The 15,726-nt window shown below is 60.8% G+C and carries 15 protein-coding genes; 8 read left to right on the top strand and 7 right to left on the bottom strand.

Annotation, left to right across the window (positions count from 1 at the left end):
- Positions 1-24: 24 nt before the first annotated feature.
- Positions 25-1,329, top strand: coding sequence for an NAD(P)/FAD-dependent oxidoreductase (locus ACO06O_RS09445; protein ID WP_421878687.1), 1,305 nt, complete (start codon positions 25-27; stop codon positions 1,327-1,329).
- Between the two features lie 451 nt (positions 1,330-1,780).
- Here ACO06O_RS09445 and ACO06O_RS09440 read toward each other — a convergent pair whose 3' ends face one another.
- Together ACO06O_RS09440 and ACO06O_RS09435 are read right to left on the bottom strand one after the other, a co-directional pair.
- Entirely contained in the window at positions 1,781-2,389 is a 609-nt protein-coding gene (locus ACO06O_RS09440; protein ID WP_421878684.1) for an exopolysaccharide biosynthesis protein, read from the bottom strand.
- Positions 2,390-2,489: 100 nt separating this feature from the next.
- The gene (locus ACO06O_RS09435) at positions 2,490-2,807 is read right to left on the bottom strand and encodes a hypothetical protein (RefSeq protein ID WP_421878681.1); all 318 of its coding nucleotides are present in this window, start codon (positions 2,805-2,807) and stop codon (positions 2,490-2,492) included.
- A 431-nt stretch (positions 2,808-3,238) separates the two neighbouring features.
- On the opposite strand from ACO06O_RS09435, the gene ACO06O_RS09430 reads away from it, so the two are divergent.
- On the top strand, positions 3,239-3,523 hold the full coding sequence (locus tag ACO06O_RS09430; protein ID WP_421878678.1) for a coiled coil domain-containing protein: 285 nt from the start codon (positions 3,239-3,241) through the stop codon (positions 3,521-3,523).
- A 4-nt stretch (positions 3,524-3,527) separates the two neighbouring features.
- Here the strand turns inward: ACO06O_RS09430 and dnaE are convergent, their stop codons facing one another.
- Together dnaE and ACO06O_RS09420 are read right to left on the bottom strand one after the other, a co-directional pair.
- The gene (gene dnaE / locus ACO06O_RS09425) at positions 3,528-7,028 is read right to left on the bottom strand and encodes a DNA polymerase III subunit alpha (RefSeq protein WP_421878675.1); all 3,501 of its coding nucleotides are present in this window, start codon (positions 7,026-7,028) and stop codon (positions 3,528-3,530) included.
- A 97-nt stretch (positions 7,029-7,125) separates the two neighbouring features.
- A complete protein-coding gene (locus tag ACO06O_RS09420; protein ID WP_421878672.1) occupies positions 7,126-8,019 on the bottom strand; it encodes a helix-turn-helix domain-containing protein in 894 nt (297 codons plus the stop codon).
- 135 nt (positions 8,020-8,154) lie between these two features.
- Here ACO06O_RS09420 and ACO06O_RS09415 point away from each other — a divergent pair, with 135 nt between their 5' ends.
- Entirely contained in the window at positions 8,155-9,093 is a 939-nt protein-coding gene (locus ACO06O_RS09415; protein WP_421878669.1) for a fatty acid desaturase, read from the top strand.
- A gap of 21 nt (positions 9,094-9,114) precedes the next feature.
- Here ACO06O_RS09415 and ACO06O_RS09410 read toward each other — a convergent pair whose 3' ends face one another.
- Positions 9,115-10,116: an ornithine cyclodeaminase family protein gene (locus tag ACO06O_RS09410; RefSeq protein WP_421878666.1), complete on the bottom strand. Its 1,002-nt coding sequence runs from the start codon at positions 10,114-10,116 to the stop codon at positions 9,115-9,117.
- A gap of 87 nt (positions 10,117-10,203) precedes the next feature.
- Here ACO06O_RS09410 and ACO06O_RS09405 point away from each other — a divergent pair, with 87 nt between their 5' ends.
- From ACO06O_RS09405 to ACO06O_RS09385, 5 genes are all read left to right on the top strand, one after another.
- A complete protein-coding gene (locus ACO06O_RS09405; protein ID WP_421878663.1) occupies positions 10,204-10,809 on the top strand; it encodes an NUDIX domain-containing protein in 606 nt (201 codons plus the stop codon).
- Positions 10,810-10,864: 55 nt separating this feature from the next.
- Positions 10,865-11,866, top strand: a complete 1,002-nt coding sequence (locus ACO06O_RS09400) for a cysteine synthase A (RefSeq protein ID WP_421878659.1) — start codon at positions 10,865-10,867, stop codon at positions 11,864-11,866.
- Between the two features lie 89 nt (positions 11,867-11,955).
- The gene (locus ACO06O_RS09395; RefSeq protein WP_421878656.1) at positions 11,956-12,672 is read left to right on the top strand and encodes an alanyl-tRNA editing protein; all 717 of its coding nucleotides are present in this window, start codon (positions 11,956-11,958) and stop codon (positions 12,670-12,672) included.
- 3 nt (positions 12,673-12,675) lie between these two features.
- Positions 12,676-13,533, top strand: coding sequence for a 3-mercaptopyruvate sulfurtransferase (gene sseA, locus ACO06O_RS09390; protein WP_421878653.1), 858 nt, complete (start codon positions 12,676-12,678; stop codon positions 13,531-13,533).
- Between the two features lie 30 nt (positions 13,534-13,563).
- Positions 13,564-14,583: a GNAT family acetyltransferase gene (locus ACO06O_RS09385; RefSeq protein ID WP_421878650.1), complete on the top strand. Its 1,020-nt coding sequence runs from the start codon at positions 13,564-13,566 to the stop codon at positions 14,581-14,583.
- A 63-nt stretch (positions 14,584-14,646) separates the two neighbouring features.
- On the opposite strand, the gene ccoP is transcribed toward ACO06O_RS09385, so the two are convergent.
- A complete protein-coding gene (gene ccoP, locus ACO06O_RS09380; RefSeq protein ID WP_421878646.1) occupies positions 14,647-15,516 on the bottom strand; it encodes a cytochrome-c oxidase, cbb3-type subunit III in 870 nt (289 codons plus the stop codon).
- Between the two features lie 11 nt (positions 15,517-15,527).
- Positions 15,528-15,719 carry a cbb3-type cytochrome c oxidase subunit 3 gene (locus ACO06O_RS09375; protein ID WP_421878642.1) on the bottom strand — a complete coding sequence of 64 codons (192 nt, stop codon included), beginning with the start codon at positions 15,717-15,719 and terminating at the stop codon, positions 15,528-15,530.
- Positions 15,720-15,726: the final 7 nt, after the last annotated feature.

Below are 15,726 nucleotides of genomic sequence, written 5' to 3'. Positions count from 1 at the left end.
ACAAAATACCCAGAAGGCTTCACAATGACGGAACAGTTTGACGCGATCATCATCGGCGCGGGCGTGATCGGCTCCGCCGTCGGTCTGGAACTGGCGCGCAAGGGCTATAAGACGCTGAATGTCGACAAACTGCCGGCCGCCGGCTACGGCTCGACCTCGGGCTCCTGTGCGATCATTCGCACCTACTACTCCACCGTCGACGGATCCGCCCTGGCCTATGAAGGGTATTTCTATTGGAAGAACTGGAAAGAGTTCCTCGGCGCGCCGGATGACGAAGCCCTAGCCTATTTCCATGAAACCGGGACGATGGTCACCAAGTGCGAAGCCAATGGCTTCATGGCCCGCGCCAAGGAAATCGCCGACGAGATCGGCGTGCCCTATGAGGAATGGAGCAACGACGACATCCGTCAGAAGATGCCGCATTATGATCTGCGCTGCTTCTATCCCGCCAAACGTCCGGAAGACGAAGGCTTCGGCGAACCGACCGGTGGCGAGGTCGGCGGTGCGGTCTTCTTCCCCAAGGGCGGCTATATCAACGATCCGCAATTGTCCGCCCAGAATCTGCGCAAGGCGGCGGAACGCGCCGGAGGCAAGTTCCGTTTCAATGCCGAAATCACTGAAATCCGCAAGGACGCCAATGGCGCAATCGCCGGGATCACACTGAAGGACGGTACCCGGATTGACGCGCCGATCGTCGTCAACGTCGCCGGCCCGCATTCCGCCAAGGTCAATGCCATGGCCGGCGCGCTGGACGACATGAATGTGAAGACCCGCGCGTTGAAGCAGGAAGTCGTCCACGTCCCGATGCCCGTCGAAGGCTGGTATGAGAACGGTTGGGTCACGTCCGACAGCGATATCTCCTGCTATACCCGGCCGGAGAAGGGCAATTTCCTGCTGATCGGGTCCGAAGATCCGCCTTGCGACGAACAGATTGAGGTCGATCCGGACGATTGGGACCGGAATTTCTCCGAACAATGGCGCGTTCAGGCCTTGCGCGTCGCGCAGCGCATGCCGTCGCTGGGCATTCCAAGCCAGATGAAGGGCGTGACGGAACTGTACGATACCGCCGACGACTGGATCCCGATCTATGACAAGTCGCAGGTGCCGGGCTTCTATATGGCCATCGGATCCTCGGGCAATCAGTACAAGAACGCGCCCGTGGCCGGCAAAATGATGGCGGAACTGATCCACGCCGATCGGAACGGCCAGGATCACGACAAGGATCCGGTTCAGTTCAAGATGGATTACACCGGTCGCACGCTGAATCTCGGATTCTTCTCGCGACGCCGGACCATCAACAAGGACAGTTCCTTCTCCGTCTTGGGCTGATTGAGTGAACCGGGGCATCGTCCCCGGTTTTCTTCATTTTCAGTATCTTGGCTTGTGGGGCTTGCCGGAATGGCGGGCGCCGACTTCCTGCTATGCAAAAAACGGGGGGGGCCCTTGCAAAAAGCAGGAAAGCCAGATGTCGATTTATCATTGAACCTGAATACGGATCGAGTAGATAGGCGATATGAACATTGGGCTTCGGCCCGCCCTGCAATTGAGGCGCCCCGCGCCGGAACGAAGAGAAGGAGACGATCGATGGATAAAGATGATCTGATCCGCATGTACCGCAACAACGCCGCCTCCTGGCCGGCCGTCGTCGGTCTCTATTCGATCCTGGTAGGTGGGCTGATCGCCTCGGCGTCGGCGGTGCTGTAAGCCAACCGCGCCCCGCCGCGCAATATAGATATTGGAAAGGGCCGCACCGGAAACGGGCGGCCCTTTCGCTTTGGTCCTAGAAAAACTCCGGGATTTCGGCCGCCCCGAAGAACAGGAACGCACCGAATGCCGCGGATAATGCCGCGACGAACCCCGCCCCGAGCGCCAGGATTCCGTCACGACTGATGATCCCCAGTCCGAACAGTGCCACCGCCAGGCCTGCGACAGACGCGGCAAAGGGGATGAAGGCATAGGGGACCATCAGCAGGGACAGCGCCGCGCAAAGCGCGATACCGAAATTCAAGAATGGCGGGACGAACAGGAAAGTCAGTCTTTGGCTGAGAAACCGGTCCACAAACCGAGCGACCGGCCGGGACCAGCGGATCGCGAAATCCATCTTGGCGGCCCCAATTTCCATCCGCGCCAGCCGGCGCGGCATCCAGGGCGTTCTAGGCGACAGGACGATCTGCACCGATATCAGAAAGATCAGCAGAGCCCCGCCGATGGAAACGCCAGGAATCGCGCTGGTTGGCGCGGCCACCAGAAATCCAGGAAAGAACAACAGTGCGCCATGACTACGCCGTCCGAATCCGTCCAGGATTTCACGTACAGTCACCGACCCTTTCTGAGACTTCTCCGACAGGGAATCCAAAAGGTCCGTCAAGTTCTGGGGATCATGCGTCATTTCGATCTTCCCCGCCCCAAGGAAAGGGCGTCCCGCCACTGGCGGGACGCCCGGAACATGCCGACGGCACGTTAGGCCGCCGCATCGTCATTCGGCCGCGTTACGAATTGTCAGCCGTCATTTCGTCCCATTCCTGCTCGAACTCTTCCCAGTTTTCCTGGAACGTCGTCTTCGCGGCTTCCCAGTTTTCATCGGCCGCCTGGGTCAGGTCGTCCCAGCTTTCCTCGACGGCATCCCAGGCGTTCTGGGTTTCCTCGTTCAGATCCGTGTCCTTCATGGAGGCCTGGTGTTCCTCCATCATCTGGTTCATGCGCGCCTCATAGGCATCGCGGGTGTTCGTCGTGTCTCCGGCGAGGGCCATCGGCGCGGAAAAACCCATGGCAACGGCCAGCGTGGCAGCGGTGAGAAGCGGTTTCATAATAGGCTCCTTTCCTTTTTGCGCCCGCGCCCGGAAATTGTCTTGCGATCCAATCCGGGTCAGGGCGTTGTTGGCGGCATTTCCCGATCTGGGCGCCGCCCTCTCATGACCGAAATATCCGGCCTTTCCCGATCAACGCCTCACCGGCCACATGGTTGCAGCCTCTGCCGCCGCAACGCCAAATATTTGAGATATCACGGAGTTTTCACAATCCTGCCCAGATGGGGTCCCACATTGGCGGCGCATTCGCCCCATCTATGGAAAATTCAAGGCATTCCCAAACGTCTTGTTGTCGGCGGCAAAGCCGAACCGACATTGGACAGAACCTGTTCCTGATCCTCAAGAAAGGCACGATCACAGAAACCGATGCCGCATTCGGCAAGCCTCGCCGGTCAGGCTTCCTGGTTCGCCAGACGAAAAGGAGAAAAATCATGGCCTTACGCGACGCCTATCTGGATAAGCTGGACGCGCAACTGCGCGAGTCCCAAGCGGAAATTCAACGCCTTACAGCCAAGGCGAATTCAGCCCGGGCCGATGCGCGGATTGTCGTCGAAGAGAAGATCGCCGAACTGCACGCGCGGCAGGAGGCGCTGACCCGGCGGGTCGAATCCTTGCGAAATGCGGGGGACGACGCCTGGCAAGACCTTGTTTCCGGTGCGGAAACGGCGTGGAGCGAGTTGCGGTCGTCGGTCCGGTCCGCGTCTCAGCGGTTCTGATAAACTAGAGGTCCTGAACGTCGACGACGCCGGGGATCGACTTGACCGCCTGGCGGAACTGGGCGGTCACCTGAAATCCCCGATCCAGGGCCAGATCGACATCGCCTTGGAGGGTATTCAGCGCGCGCAGTTCGATCCGCCCGCGTCCCGGCTTCGCATGGCCGTCGAAGATCGCCTTCAGCTTCTCGATATCGCTGTTCTCGTTCAGGACAATCCGCATGCCCTTGGCCGCCTGGGCCGCCTCTTCGTCCAGGCTTTTCACCGCATTGGCGGTCAGACGCAGTTCCGCGTCCGGCCCCTCGCCCTTCTTGTCGACATTGACCGTGACCAACAACGGCTGACCGCTGTCCAGAAGATCGCGCGCCGATGATAGGGTTTCAGAGAACAGGGTGACTTCGAAATTTCCGCTGGCATCCGACATGGCGACAAAGGCCATCTTGGAGCCCCGCGACGTCGTCATTATCCGCCGGCCGCCGACGATCCCCGCCAGTTTAACCCCTTTGGACAGGGGTACGCGGCCGGAAAGCACGTCCGACCATTGCGATACGCCCAGTTTCCGGCAGGACGCGGCATAGGCCTCCAGCGGATGCGCCGACATGTAAAAGCCGATCGCGTCAAATTCGTTGGAGAGCTTATCGTTCGGCGCCCATTCCGGCAGATTCGGCAGTTTGGGCCGGTTCGCGGTCGATAGATCGCCGCCGAATAGCCCCGCCTGCGCGCTGACCTTGTCGGCTTGGGTGGCAGCGCCATGACCCAGGATGGCCTCGAGCGCTTCGAACAGGCGCCGGCGGTTGGGCTCCAAGGAATCGAAGGCCCCCGCCTTTACCAGGTTCTCGACCAGACGCTTGTTCAAAGCCTTGGAGTCGACCCTTTCGGCAAAGTCGAAAATGTCCTTGAAGGGACCGCCGTCGCGCCGCGCCGCGACCACGGATTCCATGGCGCCGGACCCGACATTCTTAAGCGCCGCGAGGGCATAGCGCACACACCGTTCGCCGTTCTCGTCCTTCTCAACACTGAACGCCACTTCGGACTTGTTAACGTCAGGTGGCAGGAGACCAATTCCAAGGCGCTGAATTTCCTCGCGGAACACGTTCAGCTTATCGGTGTTGTGCATGTCGAGCGTCATCGACGCGGCCATGAACTCCACCGGATAATTGGCCTTCAACCAGGCCGTCTGATAGGCAACAAGCGCATAGGCGGCGGCGTGCGACTTGTTGAAGCCATACCCCGCGAAGGCGTTGATCATGTCGAAGATCTCGTTCGCCTTCTTGGCGTCGACATCCGAATGCTGCTTGGCGCCTTCGACAAAAATCTGGCGCTGCTGATCCATCTCGGCCTGGATCTTCTTACCCATTGCCCGGCGCAGAAGGTCCGCGCCGCCCAGCGTATAGCCGGCCAGGACCTGGGCCATCTGCATCACCTGCTCCTGGTAGATCGGAATCCCGAAGGTTTCCTCCAGAACCGGCTGCAATTTGGGATGGGGGTAAGTCGGCTTCTCCTCACCGTGCTTACGCTTAATGTAGGTCGGGATGTTCTCCATCGGCCCCGGACGGTACAGGGCCACGACGGCGATCAAATCCTCCAGCCGGTCAGGCTTCATCGTCTTCAAGACGTCGCGCATGCCCGAGCTTTCCAACTGGAACACCCCGGTCGAGATCCCCCGGCAGAGCATTTCAAAGCTTTTCGCGTCGTCGAGGGGGATCTTGGCGATATCGAGTGGTTCGTCGCGATCGTCGCGCAGGTCGATCAACCGGCGCGCCTTGTCGATGACCGTCAGCGTCTTCAGACCCAGGAAGTCGAACTTCACCAGCCCGGCCTGTTCAACGAACTTCATGTTGAACTGCGTCACCGGCATGTCCGAGCGCGGGTCGCGATAGAGCGCCACCAGATCGTCCAGCGGGCGGTCGCCGATCACAACCCCCGCCGCATGGGTCGAGGCATGGCGGTACAGGCCTTCCAAGGCCTTTGCCATCTTGACCAGGCGGGCAACGGATTCGTCCTCGTAGATCTGGGCCTGCAGCAGCGGTTCGCCGTCGATCGCCTGTTGCAGGGTCACGGGATTGGCCGGGTTGTTCGGCACCAGCTTGCAGATTCGGTCGACCTGGCCATAGGGCATCTGCAACACGCGGCCGACATCGCGCAGCACGGCACGGGCCTGAAGCTTCCCGAAGGTGATGATCTGAGCGACCTTGTCGGTGCCGTATTCGTTCTGGACGTAGCGCAGCACCTCGTCACGCCGGTCCTGGCAGAAGTCGATGTCGAAGTCGGGCATCGACACGCGTTCCGGGTTCAGGAAGCGTTCGAACAGTAACTGATACTTCAAGGGATCCAGATCGGTGATCGTCAGGGCCCAGGCGACCAGAGAGCCCGCCCCCGACCCGCGCCCCGGCCCGACCGGAATGTCATGACCCTTGGTCCATTGGATGAAGTCCGCAACGATCAGGAAGTAACCGGGAAACCCCATCTGATTGATGATGCCCAGTTCGAAATCCAGTCGGGCCCAGTAAGGTTTCGCCGTCTCCTCACGGGCGGCCTCATCCATATCCTCGGTGAAGACCTCCTCCGCCAGGCGGACCTTCAGCCCTTCGACCGATAGATCGCGCAGCGCTTCCTCCGACGTACGGTCGCCCCGTTTCGTATAATCCGGCAGCAGTGGTTTGATTTTCTCCGGCATGTAGGCGCAGCGCCGGGCGACCACGAGCGTGTTGTCGGCTGCCTCCGGCAGATCCGCGAACAGGGCACGCATTTCTTGCGCAGACTTGAACCGGTGGTGCGGCGTCAGCTTGCGTCGGTTGCCGTCGGTCAGGACAGTTCCCTGGGCGATACACAACAGCGCGTCATGCGCCTCATACATATCCTCCGTCGGGAAATAGCAGTCATTCGTGGCGACCAATGGAATGTCATGGTCATAGGCCAGTTGGACGAGTGCATCTTCGATCCGGTCTTCATCGACCAGATGATGGCGCATGATCTCGACATAGAGGCGATCGCCGAAGATCTCCTTCAGACGCAGCAGCGCCGCCTCCGCAGCCTTGGCCTGTCCATCGATCAACAATCGCCCGACCGGACCGTCCGTCCCGCCGGTCAGCAGGATCAGCCCGTCATGCCGTGCCGCCAGGTCTTCGATCCCGACCTGGGGCAGTTCACCCGCTTCGGACTTCAGGAAGGCCCAGCTCACCAGGGTCATCAGGTTTTGATAGCCGGCCTCGTTCTGGGCCAGAAGTACGACCTTGTCCGGTGGGGGCTTGATACCGTGCTGCGCCGGGCCGTCCCGTTCCTCGCGGCGCAGACTCAATTGTACGCCGGTTACGGGCTGGACCCCTGCCCCGGCAGCGGCCTGCGCAAATTCCAGGGCGCCGAACATATTATTCGTGTCGGTGATCGCGACCGCTGGCATGCGCTGTTCGGCGCAAGTCTTGACCAGATCTTTGACGCGGATCGCCCCTTCCGCCAGGGAATAGGCGGAATGAACACGCAAATGGACGAAATCGGCAGGGGCGCTCATGGTTGCCAGTCTAGGCGAGTCTCCCGCCCTGTCACCGGGAACGGACGCGAACGAATGTCATCTTCTGGGGACAAGTCTGGGGAGAACTTGGGCGCCGTCAGGTATCCTTGCAGGCCGACTTCAAACTCAAGACATAGCCCGGCATTTCATGGGCCTGCACCTTCGCCGCCCGGACAAGTTCGTCGAAGTGATCCGTTAGCGTTCGAATGTGCTCTCGCGTGTTGAAGACGAAATACATCTGGCCCAGGAACACCGCCGCCCGTTTCGGCCCGAAGACCGTATAGGGAATCGAGTAGACGCGGCGTCCGTCGAACAGGAACAGGCGAACGCGCGGATAGAGTTCCCGCAGCAGCGCCGCCATATATTCCAGCTGTTCCAGGCGGTCGTCGCGCGGAAAATCCGCCCAGACGCCCTCGCCGATGGCAAATGACCGCAACGCTTGCCAGGAACAGCAGATCTCCATCTCCATTTCCGGATTCCGCGACAGGGCCAGGCGGTTCTCGGTGGTGACCTTCATATCGTCGGCGGATTTCGCCTGGTAATCGGCATATTCAAACGCCAACAGCCGATCCGACTTCAGGAGATCCGGCAGGGAGGATGGCACATAGCGGACTTTGTAGCCGACGGCTTCGGTGTGCCATTGCTCCAATAGTCGGTCAGATCCGCCTATGGCATCCGGCCGGGCGATCTCAACGGATTCCCGCAGGATGGCCGCTCCCTGTCCCGGTTCCTCCGCCAAGCCCAGCAACCAATCGGTACTGACCTGAAGCGCGATAGCCATGGACGCCACAGTATCCGCCCGCGGCAACCGGTCGACGGACCGCGACAGCAATTGCGACAAGGTGGAACGATCGACGCCGATGGCGCGAGCCAAGCCGGATTGATTGACCCCGACCTTATCCATGGCCTTTTCAAGCCGGGTGCGGAAGGCCGCGACGGTTTCGTTCCGGTCTGCGCTTCGACCGATGGGCACGCCGGGTTGTTTTGCCATTACGCCACCTTGTTTCTGAAACAGGACGTTGGTGAATAAAATCACCAACTGCGGTGTTTTGGTGACAAGTATATCGTTCTCAAAACATCTGTTTCAATGCAAATAGCCGGTATCACAAGGATGTGAGGAGGGCATATGGCGACACTGGCTGGCATTCGATCCAATACCTTACCGGACCCCACGGTTCCGCGCGGCCGCACGGCCCTGGCGGAATGGCCGACCTGGTTTCTCTGGGCGGCGCATTACGGCGGGTTCGCGGCAGCGACCTATTACTGGTCCAGCCTGCCGGTATGGATTGTCATTCCTTTGGTCGCCTATCTGATCTGTTTCCACGCACATCTGACGCACGAGCTGATTCACGGTCACCCGACCCGCAGCCGGATGTTCAACCGACTGATGGTGCTGCCCAATCTGACGGGCTGGGTGCCTTATGAAATCTACCGCGACAGCCATATCGAACATCACCAGACCGGTCATCTGACCCATCCGTTGGAAGATCCGGAAAGCTACTATATCCGCGCGACAGTTTGGGACCGGATGCCCGCGCCGGCGCGGTGGCTCCTGATAGCGAACAACACACTGATCGGCCGGATGATCATCGGCCCGGTACTGATGATCTCTCAGTTCTTCGTGTTCGAGACCCGCCGTTTGTTGGGGGGCGACTTCCGGTATTTCGGTGCCTGGGCGGGTTTGATCGCCAGCAATCTGGTGGTCGGCTACTGGCTCTTCGCGATCTGCGGTGTGCCGGTCGTGGAATTCTGCCTGGCCTTATATGCCGGCACGTCCTTGATGACAGTACGCTCCTTCATCGAACACCGCCTCGCCGATGGCCAGGACGAACGCTGCGCCATTGTTGAAGCCGGACCGCTGATGCAGTTGCTGTTCCTGAACAACTGCTTCCATCTGGTCCATCACGACCGCCCGTCTTTGGCTTGGTACGAGATTCCGAAAGTGTACGCGGCCGACCGCGACACCTGGCGTGCACGTACGGGCGGACATTGGTTCCGGGGTTACTGGGACGTTTTCCGGCGCACCGCCCTGGTCCCGAAGGATTGCCCCCGCTTCCCCGGATAACCAAGCCAATGATGGTTCGGGTCAGGCGTATTCCAGCGTCTGACCCAGGCCCATCTTCTCCGCCTTCGCCAGCATGGCCGCCCCCAGGGCGATATCGCTGAGCGACAGGCCGCGATGCCAGAACAGGATGGTCTCATCCTCGCGCTCCCGTCCCGGAACGCTCCCGACCGCGACCTCCCCCAACTCACCATGAATGCTGGTCTCACTGACTTTTCCGGCATCGATATGGGGCCGCAGCGCCCCCAGATGACCGGCCCGCATCTGGCCCCGGTCGTCGACGACGATCTTGTCCATGATGTCGGTGAAGTCCAGCGGCAGCGTGCTCATCGTGCCATAGGGGACGACAAAGGCCCCCTTCTTGACCCAGTCCCTTCTGAACAGCGGCTTCGGTTCCGGCAAGCGGGAGGCCTCGACCAGAATATCCGCCTGATCGAGGCAGGATTCCCAATCCTCCGTCGCCGTCACCGGCTTCCCCAGATCGGCGCTGAGTTTCTCAGCAAAGGGATCGCGGCTTTCCTTGCGGCGGGAATGGACACGGATGTCCTCGAAGTCATAGATCGAATCCAGCAGGCGGACATTCCAATAGGCTGTCCCCCGCGCGCCGATATGCCCCAGACGCTTCGCCGTTTTGGGGCCGAGATATTTCGCGCCAAGCGCGGTCAGCGCCCCGGTCCGCATTTCCGTGATCGCCGTCGCGTCCAGAATGGCCTTCGGCATACCCGTTTCAGGGTCGAACAGATTCAGCAGGGCCATCTCGGACGGAAGGCCTCGTTTGTAGTTGTCGACATAGTCGCCGACGATCTTCACCCCGGCGTAATTCAAGGGCGCAACATAGCCGCGCAACACATTGAAATGTCCGTTGAAAGCAGGATCCGGCGTCAGATGCATGCGCGGTTCGATCACGCATTCGCCCTTACCTTGTGCAATCAGCCCGGCCTCGACCGCCGCCAGGATTTCCGCGTCGGTCATCGCCAGTTTTTCGATGTCCGGTCCGTTTAGATATGTGAAGTTGATCCCTGCCACACCGTCGCCCTTTGTTGATGGTCACCTCTATGCGAGTGGATATACTCCGCCCGCCCCCGTCCAGTCACAAGCTTGGGAAAAACACTTATGCCAGATGATCGGAAGGTCGAATTGATCCGGAAGGAAACACCGTTTCAGGGCTATTTCCGGGTTGATCGATACCATGTGCGCCATAGTCAATTTCGCGGCGGTATGGGTCCGGAAATTTCTCGCGAAGTGTTCGAGCGCGGGCATGCCGGTGCCGTTGTTCCCTACGATCCTCGAACCAATGAGATCGTTCTGATCGAGCAATTCCGCGCCGGCGCGCTAGCCGCGAACGATCCCGACCCATGGCTTGTAGAAATTGTTGCCGGCATCATCGAACCCGGAGAAACGCCGGAAAACGTGGTTGAACGGGAAACGATGGAAGAGGCCGGGGTCTCCGTCTTCGATCTGATTCCACTCGGGAAACACTATATGACGCCGGGCGGCAGCAGCGAGAGCATCGCCTTCTTTGCCGGCCGGTGCGATGCGACCTCCGTCGGCGGCGTGCACGGGCTGATCTCGGAGGGCGAGGACATCCGCGCCTTCACCCTGCCCCTGCCCGACGCCGTTGATATGGTCCTCGATAACCGCATCCGTAACGCCACCGCTGCCTTGGGGGTCATGCTGCTGCAGGCGAGGCTGGAAGACTTGCGGCGGCGATGGCGCTGACCTATTTACGGTGGACCGCGCGCAAACCGAATAATTCACACCGGGGTTTCGTCAAATGACCGTTCGTTCCGATTTTACCGATGCCGTCGGCAACACGCCGCTGATCAAGTTGAAACGCGCTTCCGAAGAAACCGGCTGCACGATCCTTGGAAAGGCGGAATTCCTGAATCCCGGCGGTTCGGTCAAGGACCGCGCGGCCAAATACATCATCCTGGACGCGGAAGAACGCGGCGAGTTGGAGCCCGGCGGTCTGATCGTCGAAGGCACGGCAGGGAATACCGGTATCGGCCTTGCCAGCGTCGGCAATTCGCGCGGCTACCGCACCCTCATCGTCATTCCCGAGACCCAAAGCCAGGAAAAGAAAGACGCGCTGCGGCTTCTGGGCGCCGAACTGGTCGAGAATGTCGCCGTGCCGTTCAAGGATCCGCGCAACTATGTCCATACGGCGCAGCGTATCGCCGAGGAACGTAAGGCCACGGAACCCCATGGCGCACTCTACGCCAACCAATGGGACAATCTGTCGAACCGCGAAGCCCATATCCGGTCGACCGGGCCGGAAATCTGGGAACAGACCCAAGGCAAGATCGATGGGTTCAGTTGTGCCATGGGCACCGGCGGCACCCTAGCCGGCATGAGCCTGTTCCTGAAAGGCAAGAGCAAGGACATTCATGTCGCGGCCGCCGATCCCTGGGGCGCGGCCATGTATAACTGGATCAAGTCCGGCGAGTTGAAGGCCGAAGACGGCGGATCGATCGCGGAAGGCATCGGCCAGGGTCGCGTGACCGGCAATATCGACGGCGCGGTCTTCGACGACGCCTATAAGATCAAGGACGAGGAGGCCCTGCCGATCGTCCATCGTCTGCTGAAGGAAGAAGGCCTGTGCATGGGCCTGTCCACCGGTGTGAACATCGCCGGTGCGATCCGGCTGGCCAAGGAAATGGGGCCGGGCCACACCATCGTGACCATCCTGTGCGACTGGGGCCACCGCTATATGGGCAAGGTTTGGAATCCCACCTTCCTGAAGGAAAAAGGGCTGCCGGCGCCGGAATGGCTCTGATCCCATTCGGTTAAAATCCGCTCTGGCAAAATCGGTCGCCTTCATTAGGCTGTGACGCAATCCGCGCGCATGCTGAGTTGGAGGCGACCATGACCGAAAGAACCGAAGAGCTCTTTCGAGACGATTCCTATCTGAAATCCTGCGACGCCAAGGTCGTCGACGTGAACGATCGCGGCGGTATCGTGCTGGACCGAACCGTCTTCTATTACACGGGCGGCGGTCAGCCGGGCGATACCGGTACGCTTTCCTTCGATGGCGGGTCCGTTCGCATCGGCACGACAATTCAGGTCGACGGCGACATCATCCACGTCCCGGAAGAAGGACAGTCGCTACCTGCCCCCGGCACATCGGTGAAGGCTGAAATCGACTGGGACACCCGCTACAGCCTGATGAAGATGCACACCTCCATGCATCTGTTGTGCTCATTGGTGCCCTGCGGGGTTACAGGCGGTCAGGTCGGACCGGACAAGAGCCGCCTGGATTTCGACGTCGGCGAGCATACGCTGGACAAGGAAGCCCTGACCGAGGCGCTGAACCGGCTGATCGATGAAGATCACGCTTTGGAGACCATGTGGATTTCGGACGCGGATTTGGACGCCAATCCCGACCTGGTCCGCACCATGTCCGTCCAACCGCCGCGCAATGCCGGCCGGGTCCGGTTGGTGAAGATCGGTGATGCCGTCGATCTGCAGCCCTGCGGCGGCACGCATCTGGCCAGAACCGGCGAAATCGGGCGGCTTCGCATCGGCAAGATCGAGAACAAGGGCGCGCGGAACCGCCGCGTGAACATACATCTGGGAGATTGAGATATGAGTGCCTTCCCTCTGGTTTCGGCACAGTGGCTGAAAGGCCGTTTGGACGATCCGAACACAATCGTCCTGGACGCGACGTTTCATCTTCCGACGATGAAACGGGACGCCTTTACGGAGTTTCAGGCCGAACGCATCCCGGGGGCGCGCTTCTTTGATGTGGATGGAATCAAGGACACCGGCAATCCCCTGCCGCATATGATCCCATCGCCCGAAATTTTCGCCGAACATGCGGGCCGCTTGGGCATTTCCAAAGATAGCCATGTGGTGTGCTACGACACCTACGGCCTGTTCTCCGCCGCGCGTCCCTGGTGGATGTTCCGCCTGTTCGGCCATGATGCGGTATCCGTTCTGGATGGCGGGTTGCCGGCCTGGAAAGCGGCAGGCATGCCCGTTGCGACCGATCCCCCAGGCCGGTTCGATGGCACGACATATCAGGCGGATTTCCGCCCTGGCCTGGTCCGGCGGGTAGAGGAAGTCATGCAGAACCTCAACGACCCGAAAGAAGTGGTTCTGGATGCCCGCCCGACAGACCGTTTCGACGGCAGCACCCCCGAACCGCGCCCTGAAGTCCGGGGCGGCCATATTCCGGGATCACTGAATCTGCCGTTCAACCAGTTGACCGATCCCGACACAAAGAAGGTGCGGGACGTTCGCGCCCTTGCCGATCTGTTCCGCGATGCGGGGATCAAGGTCGGCCGGGACAAGGTCGTCGCCAGCTGCGGGTCGGGCGTCACCGCCTGTGCCCTGGTCCTGGGGCTGCATCTGCTTGGCGACGAGACCGCGGCGGTTTATGACGGGTCCTGGTCCGAATGGGGCACACGCGCGGACACGCCGATCGACAATCCCTCCGCGTAAGCCCGCGCCGTACAAGACAAGGATACCGTTATGGAGATTCGGGAAATCGCCGATGGCGATGAGGCTCATATCGTCCCGTTGTGGAAGGCCTGCGGCCTGACCCGACCCTGGAACGATCCCGAAAGCGATATCCGCCTGGTGCGCGAGGCACCCGGCGGCACCATACTGGTGGGGGAACTGCAGGGCACGATCATCGCTACGGCTATGCCCGGCTTCGACGGTCACCGCGGCTGGATCTACTATGTCGCCGTCCGGCCGGATTTGCAGGGCAAGGGCTATGGACGCAAAATCCTCGCCGCGGCCGAAGAATGGCTGAAAGCGACGGGCTGCCCGAAGGTCGAACTGATCGTCCGAGAGGACAATTACCAGATCATCGATCTTTATAAGGCCCTGGACTATCGCCAGGAACCCCGCGCGCTGCTGGCGAAGTGGCTGAAGGAACCGCCGGCCCAATCGCCCGACATGGCCCGTCCCCGCCTGCTGGACGTCACCATCACCTATCTGGAAATGCGCGAGCCGCCGGCGAGACCGGCTGCAAAGCCGCCTCGCACGCCAGTTCCCATGGCACTTCAGCGTGTCCAGTCGCCAACCGTTTCCTACTATCGCTACATTCAGCACACGGTGGGCGATCCCTGGCTGTGGTGGGAACGCCGGTCCTTTACGGACGACGACCTGCGGAAAGTCATCCAGGACGAGGCCGTCGAGCTCTACGTTTTGAGTGTCGGCGGCGTGCCCGCCGGATTTGTCGAACTGGATTTCCGCGACATGCCGGATCAGGCGGAAGTCGCCTATTTCGGCCTGATGCCGGAGTTTATCGGGCGCGGCCTGGGTCCCTATCTGCTGAATTGGGGGATCGACTGTGCTTGGAACCGGTCGCCCGCCCCAATGCGTCTGACGGTCAATACCTGCACACTGGACCACCCGAGTGCGCTGGGCGCGTATCAGAAAGCAGGATTTCAGGTCGTCGACAGGGTCGAAAAGCAAGTGCCGGACCCGGTCGGGGCAGGCTTTATTTCCAAGTCCGTTAAGATTCTAAGCCCCGGATATTGACCCTGGAAAGAAGAAGGGCGGCCGCGATCGACCGCCCTTCCCGTCTCCCAGACTAGGCGGTGTTTACTGCCCACCGCCAAGCTCGTGCACATAGACTGTCAGCATCTTGATAGTCACCGGGCTCAACCGGTTGTCCCAGGCCGGCATGACGCCGTGGCGGGGCCGCGCGATCTGCGTCGCAATTTCGTCGGCATTTCCGGCATAGAGCCAGACCGCGTCGTTCAGTGCCGGCGCACCGAGGGTCGGGTCGCCCGACCCATCCGCCTTGTGGCAGGCCGCGCATTGTTCGGCATAGACGGTTTGACCCGCCGCCGCCGTTGCCGCGTCATGGTCGAGATTCGCCAAGCTTAAGACATACTGTGTCGTTGCGGCGATCTGGGCACGGTCCAGTATGCCGTCTCCGAAGGGGGGCATTTCGGAATAGCGCGTATCCTCATTCTGCTCCCACCGGATGCCATGACGGATGGTTGTTTGAATGGCGTTCAGATCGCCGCCCCAAAGCCAGTCGTCATCCTGAAGGTTGGGGTAACCCGGCCCGCCTGTCGCGCCCGTACCGTGGCAGGCGGCGCAGTTTTCGGCGAAGGCGGCACCACCGCCGGCGATCGAAAAGGCCAGCAAGTTCTGGTCGCCCCGGATCGTCTCCAGGTCGGATTCAGCGACCCGGGCCAGAATGTCGCCCTGGGCGGCCTTTGCCTCCGCCAGGTCTTTCTCCACCTCGACACGCGCGGAATAATCGGCGGTGCCCTTCAGGTATCCATCGCCATACGGCACCGAGGGAAAGATCACCATATAGCCGATGGAGAACACGACCGTGGCGTAGAAAACATACAGCCACCAGCGCGGCAGCGGATTGTTCAGCTCGCGCACCCCGTCCCATTCATGGCCGGTCGTATCAACGCCGGTCGCCTGATCCTTTTCAATCTTGGTCGGCATTCTGCGCCTCCTCAATTCAGGCGGTCCGGACGGCTCTCCGTCCGGTGGGCCGCATCGTCGTCAATCGGGATACGCGCAGCGTGATCCATCTGCGCCTGCCGCGCCTTGGTCGGCCACAATGCGTAGGCGATGGCGACCACGAACATCAGCAACAGCCAGGCGTTCCATCCGGCATTGGCCAGTTCTACAATCATGTCCCACATGGTTGGG

This window comes from Pacificispira sp. (genome assembly GCF_965228185.1).
GTDB lineage: Bacteria > Pseudomonadota > Alphaproteobacteria > UBA8366 > Aestuariispiraceae > Pacificispira.
Note: the sequence above shows the minus strand (reverse complement) of the source record. Positions and strands in the feature narration are given on the sequence as shown.

Excerpts from the sequence above, each read along its gene's own strand:
- ACO06O_RS09415 (WP_421878669.1), top strand. The coding sequence starts at position 8,155 with ATGGCGACACTGGCTGGCATTCGATCCAATACCTTACCGGACCCCACG.
- sseA (WP_421878653.1), top strand. The coding sequence starts at position 12,676 with ATGAGTGCCTTCCCTCTGGTTTCGGCACAGTGGCTGAAAGGCCGTTTG.
- dnaE (WP_421878675.1), bottom strand. The coding sequence starts at position 7,028 with ATGAGCGCCCCTGCCGATTTCGTCCATTTGCGTGTTCATTCCGCCTAT.
- ACO06O_RS09400 (WP_421878659.1), top strand. The coding sequence starts at position 10,865 with ATGACCGTTCGTTCCGATTTTACCGATGCCGTCGGCAACACGCCGCTG.
- ccoP (WP_421878646.1), bottom strand. The coding sequence starts at position 15,516 with ATGCCGACCAAGATTGAAAAGGATCAGGCGACCGGCGTTGATACGACC.
- ACO06O_RS09430 (WP_421878678.1), top strand. The coding sequence starts at position 3,239 with ATGGCCTTACGCGACGCCTATCTGGATAAGCTGGACGCGCAACTGCGC.
- ACO06O_RS09445 (WP_421878687.1), top strand. The coding sequence starts at position 25 with ATGACGGAACAGTTTGACGCGATCATCATCGGCGCGGGCGTGATCGGC.
- ACO06O_RS09375 (WP_421878642.1), bottom strand. The coding sequence starts at position 15,719 with ATGTGGGACATGATTGTAGAACTGGCCAATGCCGGATGGAACGCCTGG.
- ACO06O_RS09385 (WP_421878650.1), top strand. The coding sequence starts at position 13,564 with ATGGAGATTCGGGAAATCGCCGATGGCGATGAGGCTCATATCGTCCCG.
- ACO06O_RS09405 (WP_421878663.1), top strand. The coding sequence starts at position 10,204 with ATGCCAGATGATCGGAAGGTCGAATTGATCCGGAAGGAAACACCGTTT.
- ACO06O_RS09420 (WP_421878672.1), bottom strand. The coding sequence starts at position 8,019 with ATGGCAAAACAACCCGGCGTGCCCATCGGTCGAAGCGCAGACCGGAAC.
- ACO06O_RS09395 (WP_421878656.1), top strand. The coding sequence starts at position 11,956 with ATGACCGAAAGAACCGAAGAGCTCTTTCGAGACGATTCCTATCTGAAA.
- ACO06O_RS09440 (WP_421878684.1), bottom strand. The coding sequence starts at position 2,389 with ATGACGCATGATCCCCAGAACTTGACGGACCTTTTGGATTCCCTGTCG.
- ACO06O_RS09435 (WP_421878681.1), bottom strand. The coding sequence starts at position 2,807 with ATGAAACCGCTTCTCACCGCTGCCACGCTGGCCGTTGCCATGGGTTTT.